Here is a 14028-nt window from a genome sequence, read left to right on the forward strand (position 1 = left end):
AGGAAAATACATTATATATTAGATTCACATACAGAAAGGGCTATTTGACAACAAATAATAATACCCTTATAAAACCATTGTTATTTTTGATTTATCATTAATTTTTAAATGAACACTTGTTCATGTAAAAATTAAGACAATAATCTTTTAAGTAAAGAATTCGCGGAATATGAAACTAATGCACGCTTACTTCACAAGACAGAGAAATTCACAGAAGACGAAAATGAACAGATTTAATTTTTTGTTTAGTAGACTTTTAAGTCTATGTGCTAATCTGTTAAAGATAAATACATATTCTAAATATAAAAGCCTTGCATACTTACAATCTTGTCTGGTTGCACTTGTGCTGTTTTTTGCAATTGATGCCAATGGACAGAATTTTGAAAGCGTATCTATAACGGGTGTTTCAAGTGGTACCGTTGAAGATGCCTATTTTAATGCTACTTCACCTACTATACCGGCATTGGCTTTTGTAAGAGTTCAAAAAATTGGCGGTGCGCCAGGTAATGGACAGATTGCATATTCTAATACTGTAGATAATTTCTTTTATTTGAATCCTTCGAACAGTAATACCAATGCACCTTCAAGAATAAGAATTAGTTTTTTACAAGCGGATCAGACGACCTTGATACCTGTAAATGATTTTAGGATAATTATAAATGATATAGATGGTACCCCGGCTCCTGCTGATCCAAATGTACCTATAGAAAATGAAGCGGTGGGTACAGACTGTAGTAATTCCGTACGTTTTACGGCTACTGATATTCCCACAAATATTGCAATAGACACAACGCCGCCAACACTTTTGTCGACAGGTACGGAATCTGAGTCAAACGGTCCTGAAAGTAATTTAATGTTCGAGTTCAATGATGTAAATTTTATTGAATTCGATATCTATGCTAATCCAGGTTTTGTAAAAGAATTTGATCTTAACCAAAGTGAATATCAGATCAATACATTTTTATACTCTGTTTGTGTTGGTGATTCTGACGGTGATGGTGTTTTTGATAATGTTGATATTGATGATGATAATGACGGAATTTTGGATATTGTTGAATCTAATGGTAATGATCCCAATGGAGATGCTGATGGTGACGGTCTACCCAATTATCAAGATGTTTTAGATAATTCTGGGGATGGGGTTCCTACATATAATGCAAATGCCGATGGTAGTGTTACCAACTATACAGATGCAAATTCTGATGGTGTACCGGACGTTTATGAGGCTAGTCAAGATAATGATAGCTTTCCTAATCATTTAGATTTGGATTCTGACGATGATGGTATTCCAGATAATATTGAAGCTCAAGCTACAGGTACTTATGTAGCACCGTCTGGTAACGATTCCGATGGTGATGGATTAGATGATAATTATGAGGGAACAGGTAACCAAGGCTTACTACCTGTTAATACGGATGCTGCTTTTGTAACATCGGATAATGTTCCAGATTTTTTAGATCCAGATAGTGATAATGACGGAATACCAGATACGGTAGAGGCATATGATACCAATGGAGATGATATTCCGGAGATAACATTGTCAGGTAATGATACAGATTTAGATGGTATTGATGATATTTTTGATCAGAATGCTGGCGGATTGGATGACCCAGATGCAGCAACGAACAATAACCAAACTCCAAATACTTTTCCAGATGATGACCCAGCTGGTGGAGAAAGAGATTGGAGAGATCCAAGAGATAGTGACGGTGATGGTACAACGGATAACAATGATACGGATGATGATAATGATACCATTTTAGATGTAGATGAATATGCGGGTCTTGATCCTTTTGGTGATGAAGACGGTGATGGAATCTTAAACTTTAAGGATGTAAGCCAAGATGTAGGAAATACCGGTGATGGTACCACTACAATATATACAGATGCAGATGGCAATGGAGTTCCTGACGCTTATGATGTAGATAATGATGGTTTGCCCAATCATTTAGATATAGATAGTGATGGTGATGGTCATTTAGATGCCACGGATCCAAATCCGTATGCACCAACGGCTCAAGATGAAAGTGCCAATGCTACCTTAGGCGTAGCTACAAATATTAATATTTTAAGTAATGATGATTATTTGCCAAATAATGACGCTAATAATCAAGGTACAACTGCAATAACCAGAGTTGGTGGTACTGCAGGCGGTACGGCAATTTTAGATGCTCTTACTGGTGAATTGGCATATACCCCTTTATTGACAGAGAATGGGTCAACAGTATCAGTAATTTACGAGGTATGTAATACCGATCCGGACCCAGATGTTTGTGAAACCGCAACGGTTAATATTACGGTAACCAATGATCCGGATACCGATGGTGATGGTACGCCAGATTCTAGTGATGACGATGATGATAACGATGGTGTCCTAGATGGTGATGATAATGCACCTTTTGATCCAAGTAGCTGTCAAGATTTGGATAACGATGGTTGTGATGATTGTTCTGCTACAGCTAATAATGATTTTTCTGTAGGCGCTAACTTTGATCCTGCAAATGACGGTACAGATACGGATGGTGATGGATTATGTGATGCTGGTGATCCAGATGATGATAATGACGGAGTTTTAGATGGTGATGATAATGCACCATTAGATCCAAGTAGTTGTCAAGATTTGGATAGCGATGGCTGCGATGATTGTTCCGCTAACGCAAGTACGGATTTTTCTGTGGGCAATAATTTTGATCCGGCCAATGACGGAACGGATACCGATGGTGACGGATTGTGTGATAGCGGTGATACAGATGATGATAATGACGGAGTTTTAGATGTAAATGATAATGCACCTTTAGATCCTAGTAGTTGTCAAGATGCGGATGGTGATGGTTGTGATGATTGTTCGGCAACGCCTAATACCGATTTTTCTGCCGGTGCTAATTTTGACCCTGCAAACGATGGACTTGATACAGATGGTGACGGAATTTGTGATACTGGTGATACTGATGATGATAATGACGGAGTTTTAGATGTTAATGATAATGCCCCCTTAGATCCTAGTAGTTGTCAAGATTTGGATAACGATGGTTGTGATGATTGTTCCGCTACGTCAAGTACAGACTTTTCTGCAGGTAATAATTTTGACCCATCAAATGATGGACTTGATACAGATGGAGATGGATTATGTGATGCTGGCGATCCTGATGATGACAATGACGGTGTTTTAGATGGAGCTGATAATGCACCTTTAGACCCAAGTGTTTGTCAAGATGCAGACGGCGATGGTTGTGATGATTGTTCCGCTACGTCAAGTACCGATTTTTCCGTAGGTAATAATTTTGATCCATCAAATGATGGTATAGATACTGATGGTGACGGAATTTGTGACTCTGGTGATGATGATGATGATAACGATGGCGTTTTGGATGGAGCTGATAATGCACCTTTAGATCCTAGTAGTTGTCAAGACTTGGATAACGATGGTTGTGATGATTGTTCGGCTACGGCAAGCACTGATTTTACTGCAGGTGCTAATTTTGATCCTGCCAATGACGGTACCGATACTGATGGAGATGGTACTTGTGATTCTGGTGATGACGATGATGATAATGATGGTGTTCTTGATGTAAATGATAATGCACCATTAGATCCTAGTAGTTGTCAAGATTTGGATAACGATGGTTGTGATGATTGTTCTGCCACGGCAAACAATAATTTTTCTGCAGGACCTAATTTTGATACTGCCAATGACGGTACCGATACTGATGGAGATGGAATTTGTGATTCTGGTGATGACGATGATGATAATGATGGCGTACTTGATGTAAATGATAATGCACCATTAGATCCAAGTAGTTGTCAAGATTTGGACGGTGACGGTTGTGATGATTGTTCGGCAACGGCAAGTAATGATTTTTCTGTGGGCAATAATTTTGATCTATCAAATGACGGTATAGATACCGATGGTGACGGAATTTGTAATTCTGGTGATACTGATGATGACAATGATGGTGTTCTAGATGGTGATGATAATGCACCGTTAGATCCAAGCAGTTGTCAAGATTTGGACGGTGATGGTTGTGATGATTGTTCTGCAACGGCAAACAATGATTTTACTGCAGGAGCAAACTTTGACCCTGCCAATGATGGTGTAGATACTGATGGTGACGGAATTTGTGATTCTAGTGACCCTGATGATGATAATGACGGTGTAGAAGATGGTTCAGATACTGCACCTCTTGATCCTTCTATTTGTCAAGATTTGGACAGCGATGGTTGCGATGATTGTTCAGCTACTGCAAGTAATGATTTTACTGCAGGTAATAATTTTGACCCTGCCAATGATGGTGTAGATACTGATGGCGATGGTATTTGTGACTCTTCGGATTTAGACGATGATAATGATGGTGTGGCAGATGGTTCAGATACTGCACCATTAAACCCATCAATCTGTCAAGATTTAGACAACGATGGTTGTGATGATTGTTCCGGCACCTCAAGTACCGATTTTTCTCCGGGAGCTAATTTTGACCCTGCCAATGATGGTACGGATACTGATGGTGATGGTTTGTGTGATTCTGGTGATGACGATGATGATAATGATGGTGTTTTAGATGTTAATGATGATGCACCATTAAACCCATCAATTTGTCAAGATTTGGACGGTGATGGTTGTGATGATTGTTCCGCTACGGCAAGCAATGATTTTTCTGCGGGTGCTAATTTTGACCCTGCAAATGATGGTACGGATACTGATGGTGACGGTTTGTGTGATTCTGGTGATACCGACGATGATAATGATGGGGTTCTTGATGGCTCGGATACCGATCCATTAGATCCTTCGGTTTGTCAAGATTTGGATGGTGACGGTTGTGATGATTGTGGGGCAACGGCAAGCAATGATTTTTCTGCAGGAGCTAATTTTGATCCGGCAAATGACGGTATTGATACTGATGGAGACGGAATATGTAACAGTAACGATGAAGATGATGATAATGACGGTATACTTGATGCTGTAGAAGGTACCGGTGATTTTGATGGTGATGGCATTCCTAATAATGAAGACCTGGATAGTGACAATGATGGTATACCTGACGTTGTGGAAACAGGCAATGGTAGTCTAGATCTTGACGGAAACGGGTCTATAGATCCTGGTGAAAGTAATCATGGTTCTAATGGTATTCCAGATGTTGCTGAAGATGGTGGTACTGATGGAGCAGGTGTTTCTGCCACTCCTTTGAATAGCGATAATCAAGGCGGTCCAAACTTTTTGGATATAGATTCAGATAATGATGGTATAAAAGATTTAGTAGAATCACAGCCCGATGCTGGTTTGGTTCAAGCTTCCGGTGATGATACGGATAATGATGGTATTGATGATGCATTTGATGTAGATCAAGGAGGAAGTTTTACCAATTCACCGGTAAACACAGATGGAGATGTACATCTGGATTATTTAGATTTGGATAGTGATAATGATGGTATTATAGATAATATTGAATGGCAATCCACTTCTGGTTACCAATCACCTGGTACAGATTCAGACGGAAATGGTTTAGCTGATAATTATGAAGTTCCGCCAGCCGGTTCTGGACAATCCATTAATGAACCTGAAAATTCCGATGGTCAAGGTAGTCCAGATTTTAGGGATACTGATTCAGATAATGATGGTGTTAGTGATACGGTTGAAGCATATGATATAGATGGAGATAATATTGCGGATACTACACCGTCAGGTACAGATGCTGACAATGATGGTCTAGATGATGCTTTTGATTTGGTTATTACGGGGTCAAATGGTATTGAAGATACTAACGGGGCAACAAATAACAACCAAAATGTTAATGATTTTCCTAATGATCAAGATCCTTTTACGAGTGAAGTAGATTTTAGGGATGCCAATGTGCACTTGACTCCTATAGATACGGATGGTGACGGTGTTAATAATAGTGTAGATAAGGATAATGACAATGATGGTATTTTAGATTATGTGGAATCTTTAGGTTTTGAACCTACGGATACCAAAGGAGATGATTGTGGTATTCCCCCCGGTTCCTTTGTAGGTGGTTCTTATATATCTTCTACCGGTAGTGGTCCGGGTACAGTTGGTGCAGAGTATCGTTTCTCTACAGTGGTAACTTCATCTCTTGGGGTGTTAGATGCAATTGTAGCTATAACCGATATTGACAATGCAACCTTAACTTCTATTGATAATGGTGGTTTTGGCAGCAATGACGCTTGGCAACCTAGTTTTGATGTAGGTGGTGGTGTCGGTGATGTTGGTAGTATGACCTTTAATATTAGGTTGGTGGCTACGGGCACGGATTTTCAGGTAAACCTTATTCGTTTCGGAGGTGTTATTTATGATATTGATGGAGCTAATACTGAAGAAAGCGTTACACTTGCAAGACCTGGGTTATATGCTGTTGATGGTAATACTTTGTTGAATATTTCAGAGAATTTGGCAACGGGTACCACAACATTTGAAGGACCGCCACAAACATGGTCAGGTGTAGATTTTGGACCAAGATTGGCTGTATATTTCAATTATTATGAAACTACCAATTTCACAGTAACATTTTCGGGTGAACTACAACCAGGATTTTCATCAAATGATTATTTAGGTTCTATTTTGTTTCAAACTTGTGATATCAACGGTTTGTTCACTTCATCGAATAGTACTTCGGCTGCTAACTCTGCCGGTTCTCCTTCCGGAACGCAATCGGGTCCTGGGTCTGCACCGGTATATACTATAAATGAAGGTATAGATAGTGATCATGATGGTATAGAAGATCATTTGGATATTGACTCTGATAACGATGGTATTCCAGATAATGTAGAAGCACAAACTACAAGTGGTTACGTAGCTAGAAATGCAAATACAGATGGCAATGGCAATGATGATACTGATGGCGATGGTTTAGGTGACGAATATGAAGGAGCAGGGGATGAAGGTGTTTCCCCGGTAGATACAGACGGTGACGGAATTCCGGATTATCTGGATTTGGATACCGATGGCGACGGACTTTCGGATACTGAAGAAGCTGGTTTTACAACGGCGTCCAACAATTTGGATAATGATCATGATGGTTTGTTTGATGATTATGATGATGTAGATACTACAGGTTTACCGTTCGATTCTAATGATGATCAAGACAATGGGGCATCTGATCTACCGAACAACGCGGTGATTACCACTTCAGAAGTAGATTACAGAGAAGACGGTATAGATGATAATGATTTGGATGGCATTGCGGATTCTGTTGATTTAGATGATGATAATGATGGTATACTGGATACGGAAGAAAGTCCGTCCGGTTTAGATCCAAGTGCAGATGCAGATGCAGATGGGGTACTCAATTATCTTGATCCTGATTTAGGTGTAGATGATAATGGAGACGGTATTATTGATAGTTTTGATACCGACGGTGACGGTGTTCCAAACCATTTTGATTTGGATGTTGATAATGATGGTATTTATGATGTGGTAGAATCTGGCAGTGGTCAATCCTTTACCAGTGGAAGGTTAGACGGAGCTGTGGGTACGGATGGTGTTCCAAATTCTGTTCAGGCTAGTGGTCAACAAAATAGTGGTTCAGTGAATTATACAGTGCTGGATTCTGAGGCAACACCAGATGGTATTGCTGATTACTTAGAGTTGGATGCGGATGGAGATTTATGTAATGATGTTATAGAGGCAGGTTTTACAGATGATGATTCAGACGGAGTTTTAGGAGATGGTGCGCTTGTGGTAGATAATGATGGGGTTGTGACCGGAACCAATGTGGTTGACGGATATACTACGCCAAATAATGTGGATAGTGCTACTAATACTGATTTCGACTTTCAACAACCAGGGGAGACGCCTACAATTGCATCAAGTGCTGAACAACCACAAGATGTTTTAACCAATGGCAGTTCACCAGAAACATTTACCGTAACGGCATCTGGAATTTCCTTGGCATATCAATGGGAGGTAGATGATCAATCAGGTGGAGGTTTTGAAGCTATAGATGATGCGAATGGAACGGATATTTACACGGGTAGTACAACGGAGACATTAACCTTGACCGGTGCTAACGTAGCTCAAGACGGATTTGAGTATAGGGTGATAATTACAGATTTAACTTTTGTATGTTCTCCGTTAACGTCTGATGTTGCTTTACTGACTATTGATGTAACTGCACCGACTATTACAATAGATGTAGTTTCTACCGATGATATTATCAATGCGGTTGAAGATGATAGTGACGTTACCATTAGTGGAACAACCACAGGGGCTGAAGACGGTCAGACGGTAACAGTAACCTTGAACGGACAAACATATACAACCACGGTAACGGTTGGTGTGTGGTCGCTGGATATTCCGGCAGTGGATGCACAGTCTTTAGATGCTACGGAAACAATCACTGCAGATGTTAGTGATCTGGCAGGAAACCCGGCAACACAGGCAACCAGAGATATTGAGCATGATGATACCGCACCTACAATAACCATAGACGTGGTATCTAACGATGATATCATTAATGCTCTTGAAGATGATAGTGATGTTACTATAAGTGGAACGACTACTGGAGCTGAGGATGGCCAAACGGTAACAGTAGTATTGAACGGAGAAACGTATACAACTACGGTAATTGGTGGTGTATGGTCTTTAGACGTGCCTGCAACTGATGCACAAGCACTGGATCCTACAGAAACCATTACTGCAGATGTAAGTGATTTTGCTGGTAATCCGGCAACCCAGGCTACTCGTGATATTATTCATGATATTACGCCGCCAACCATTACAATTGGTGTAGTGGCTAATGATGATGTTATTAATGCTTTGGAAGATGATACCGATGTAACAATAAACGGTACAACAACTGCCGAGGACGGGCAAACCGTTACACTAGTATTGAACGGAGAAACATATACCACAACCGTAACTAGTGGAACATGGACTTTAGATGTGCCTGCGGCAGATGCACAGGCATTGGATCCTACGGAAACCGTTACTGCAGATGTAAATGATGTAGCAGGTAACCCTGCCACACAGGCAACAAGGGACATTGAACATGATGTTACGATACCAACTATAACAATAAATGTTGTAGCTGTAGATGACATCATAAATGCAGTTGAAGATGATAATGATGTTACCATAAACGGAACAACAACAGATGTTGAAGACGGGCAGACGGTAACTGTAGTGCTGAACGGGCAAACATATACAACTACGGTAACTGGCGGTGTTTGGACATTAGATGTGCCTGCTGCGGATATTCAAGCATTGGGTACTACACATACAATAACGGCTGATGTGAGCAACGATGCTGGTAACCCTGCCATACAGGCGACCAGGGATATTGAGCATGATGCTATTGCCCCAACTATAGCTATAAATGTTGTTTCTGCAGATGATATTATCAATGCGGTAGAGGATGACAGTGATGTAACGATCAGTGGAACTACTACAGGTGCCGAGGATGGGCAGATCGTAACGGTAACCTTGAACGGTCAGACATACACGGCAAGTGTAACTAGTGGTACATGGAGCTTTGATCTACCTGCGGCGGATGCTCAGGCATTAGATCCAACCGAAACGATAACTGCAGATGTAAGCGATGTAGCAGGTAACCCTGCCACACAGGCAACTAGGGATATCGAGCATGATGTTACAGCGCCGACCATTACTATAGATGTAGTATCTAACGATGATATTATCAATGCTGTAGAAGATGATAGTGACGTGACTATAAGTGGTACGACCACTGGTGCCGAAAATGGTCAGACAGTAACCGTAATTTTGAACGGACAAACCTATACGTCTACTGTTACAGGAGGTACTTGGAGCTTTGATCTACCTGCGGCCGATGCTCAGGCATTGGATCCAACCGAAACGATAACTGCAGATGTAAGCGATGTAGCAGGTAACCCTGCCACACAGGCAACTAGGGATATCGAGCATGATGTAACTGCACCTACCATTGCTATAGATGTGGTATCTACCGATGATATCATCAATGCGGTTGAAGATGATAGCGATGTAACCATTAGTGGTACAACTACAGGGACCGAGGATGGCCAGACGGTAACAGTAACTTTGAACGGTCAGACATACACAGCCGTTGTCTCGGGCGGTGCATGGAGCTTTAATCTTCCTGCTACAAATACACAGGCATTGGGAGCTAATGAAACGATCACTGCAGATGTAAGCGATGTAGCGGGCAACCCTGCCACTCAGGCAACTAGGGATATCGAACATGATGTAACTGCACCTACCATTGCTATAGATGTGGTATCTACCGATGATATCATCAATGCGGTTGAAGATGATAGCGATGTAACGATCAGTGGTACTACAGATGCAGAGGACGGGCAAACTGTGACGGTAACCTTGAACGGTCAGACATACACAGCAAGTGTAACTGGCGGTACTTGGAGCTTTGATCTTCCTGCGGCAGACGCACAGGCTTTAGACCCAACCGAAACGATCACTGCGGATGTAAACGATGTAGGGGGCAACCCTGCCACTCAGGCAACTAGAGACATAGAACATGACGTAACTGCACCTACCATTAGTATTGATGTGGTTTCTACAGATGACATCATAAATGCGTTTGAAGATGATAGCGATGTGACCATTAGTGGAACTACAGATGCCGAGGACGGACAAATTGTGACAATAGTGTTGAACGGACAGACATACACAGCAAGTGTAACTGGCGGTACTTGGAGTTTTGATCTACCTGCAGCAGACGCTCAGGCTTTAGATCCAACCGAAACGATCACTGCAGATGTAAGTGATGTAGCAGGTAACCCTGCCACACAGGCGACCAGGGATATCGAACATGATGTTACAGAGCCGACCATTACTATAGATGTAGTATCTACCGATGATATTATCAATGCTGTAGAAGATGATAGTGACGTGACTATTAGTGGTACTACCACCGGAGCCGAGGACGGGCAAACCGTAACGGTAACCTTGAACGGACAAACCTACACTGCTGTTGTGACTAGCGGTACTTGGAGCTTTGATTTACCTGCGGCGGATGCTCAGGCATTGGATCCAACCGAAACCATTACGGCAGATGTAAGCGATGTAGCAGGTAACCCTGCCACACAGGCAACAAGGGATATCGAGCACGACGTGGCTCCACCTACAATAGCTATAAATGTAGTGTCTACGGACGACATCATAAATGCATTCGAAGAGAATAGTGATGTAACGATTAACGGAACTACAGATGCGGAAGACGGACAGACCGTGACGGTAACCTTGAATGGACAGACATATACGACCACGGTAACGGGTGGTACTTGGAGTCTAAATGTACCAGTTGTAGATGTTCAGGCATTGGACCCAACGGAAATCATTACTGCTGACGTAATTGATGTTGCCGGTAACCCTGCCACACAGGCAACTAGGGAAATTCAACATGATGTTATTGCACCGATCATTACCATAGATGTGGTATCTACAGATGATATCATCAATGCGGTAGAGGATGATAGTGATGTAACGATCAGTGGTACTACCGATGCAGAGGACGGTCAAATTGTGACTGTAATCTTAAACGGTCAGACCTACACAGCAAGTGTAACTGGCGGTACTTGGAGTTTTGATCTACCTGCAACAGACGCTCAGGCATTGGACCCAACCGAAACCATTACGGCAGATGTAAGCGATGTAGCCGGTAACCCTGCCACTCAGGCATCTAGGGATATCGAACATGACATAACTGCACCGACGATAACCATAGATGTGGTATCTACCGATGATAATATCAATGCAGTGGAAGATGATAGCGACGTTACTATAAATGGTACGACCACTGGAGCAGAGGACGGGCAAATTGTGACAATAGTGTTGAACGGACAGACTTACACAGCAAGTGTAACTGGAGGTACATGGACCTTTGATCTACCAGCTGCCGATGCTCAGGCTTTGGACCCAACCGAAACGATAACTGCAGATGTAAGTGATGTAGCTGGTAACCCTGCCACACAGGCAACAAGGGACATTGAACATGATGTAACGGCACCTACCATTACTATAAATGTGGTATCTACCGATGATATAATCAATGCAGTTGAAGATGATACCGATGTAACGATCAATGGTACTACGGATGCCGAGGACGGGCAGATCGCTACAATAACCTTGAACGGACAGTCGTACACTGCAATCGTAACAGGAGGTACCTGGAGTTTTGATCTACCTGCAGCAGATGCCCAGGTATTGGATGTAAATGAAACAATTACTGCTGATGTATTTAATATAGCAGGTAACCCTGCACCGCAAGCTACACGTGAAATAACGCATGATGTTACGGCACCTACCATTACTATAGATGTAGTATCTAACGATGACATCATAAATGCGGTTGAAGATGATAACGATGTAACGATCAGCGGTACTACGGATGCGGAAGACGGACAGATCGTAACAGTATCCTTGAACGGACAGTCGTACAACACAGTCGTAACAGGAGGAACTTGGAGCTTGGATATTCCGGCAACAGATGCACAGTTATTGAATGTAAATGAGATTATTACAGCCAATGTGAGAGACCTAGCTGGTAATCCTGCAGTGGCGGTTACTAGAGACATCGTTCATGATGTAGTAATTGGTATCGATATTGATACACCTATAGAAATAGATGATATTGTTAATGCAGTTGAAGATAATGATGTTGTTATAACAGGTACAACCACCGGAGTTGAAGATAATCAGATTGTTACAATTACTTTTAGTGACGGTGTAAATACAGTTACATCAACCGCAACTGTAATATCTGGAGTATGGACTGCTAGCGATGCAGATATTTCGACATTGACAAATGGATCTATTTTAGTAAATGCAGAAGTGTCTGACATACCGGGCAATAATGCTGTTGATTCCGAAACTGTAATTCTTGATAACACCGCACCAGTAGCTGATAGCTTTAGTACATTCGATATTGATCCGGTATTGACAGGTAATGCAAGTGCCAATGAACCTCTTGTTATTGAACTAGATACGGATGGTGATGGATTAACGGATGTAACCTATAGCGTAATTGCGGATGCTAATGGCGAATGGAGTTTAGATACGGGTATGGCAACCCCTACATCTGGTAATTTCCCTGTTCTTACTGATGAGGATGTTATAGAATTAATTGTTACCGATGCTTCTGGTAATTCTGGTAATGGTACGGTTACGATATCTGAGGATTCTGATAATGATGGACTTACCAATAACGAGGAAAGTGATTTGGGAACAGATCCTAATAATCCTGACTCTGATGGTGATGGTATTGTTGATGGAGAAGAAGTTTTGGTTGATAATACCGATCCTTTAAATGATTGTGACCATGTTGATGGTATGCCTTTGGGAGCAAGTGATTGTGATAATGACGGATTGACCACAGAAGAGGAAGTGACATTAGGAACCGATCCTAATAACCCTGATACGGATAACGATGGTTTAACCGATGGTGAGGAAGTAGACTTGGGTACAGATCCAAACAATCCCGATACCGATGGTGATGGAATTACAGATGGTCAAGAAGTTTTGGATAATACAGATCCTTTAGATGCTTGTGATTCTATAAATGGAACCCCTATTGGAACTTCTGATTGTGATAATGACGGATTGACTACCGATGAAGAAAATTCTTTGGGTACTGATCCTGAAAACGAGGATACTGATGGTGATGGCATCAATGATGGCCAAGAAATAGAGGACAGTACCGATCCACTTGATGGGTGTAGCTCTATTGGCGGTACTCCACCACAAGGTACGGCGTGTGATATTAGCATTGAAAGTGACCTTGTGAATCCAAACACTAACGGTGGTGTCTTTACAATCAATAATATAGAATCATTCCCAAATAATACAGTGAGAATATATAATAGATGGGGTGTGCTGGTTTTTGAAACTAACGGATATGATAACAATGGTAATGCATTTAGAGGTATTTCCAATGGTAGGGTAACGGTGAAAAAGAATGATGAATTACCAGTTGGTGTATACTACTATATAATTGATTACGCCAATGACCAACAGTCTAAATCAATGAACGGTTACTTATATATTAACAGATAAAAGAAAGA

The 14028-nt window shown here is 41.5% G+C and carries 1 protein-coding gene; it reads left to right on the forward strand.

The window, feature by feature from the left end:
• Nucleotides 1-223: 223 nt before the first annotated feature.
• Nucleotides 224-14020 (forward strand): Ig-like domain-containing protein, encoded by a 13797-nt coding sequence (locus YQ22_RS14105; protein WP_071341706.1) that lies wholly within the window; start codon nt 224-226, stop codon nt 14018-14020.
• Nucleotides 14021-14028: the final 8 nt, after the last annotated feature.

Source organism: Maribacter sp. 1_2014MBL_MicDiv, assembly GCF_001865655.1.
Lineage (GTDB): Bacteria > Bacteroidota > Bacteroidia > Flavobacteriales > Flavobacteriaceae > Maribacter > Maribacter dokdonensis.

Coding starts and splice junctions, on each gene's coding strand:
- YQ22_RS14105 (WP_071341706.1), top strand. CDS start 224: ATGAACAGATTTAATTTTTTGTTTAGTAGACTTTTAAGTCTATGTGCT.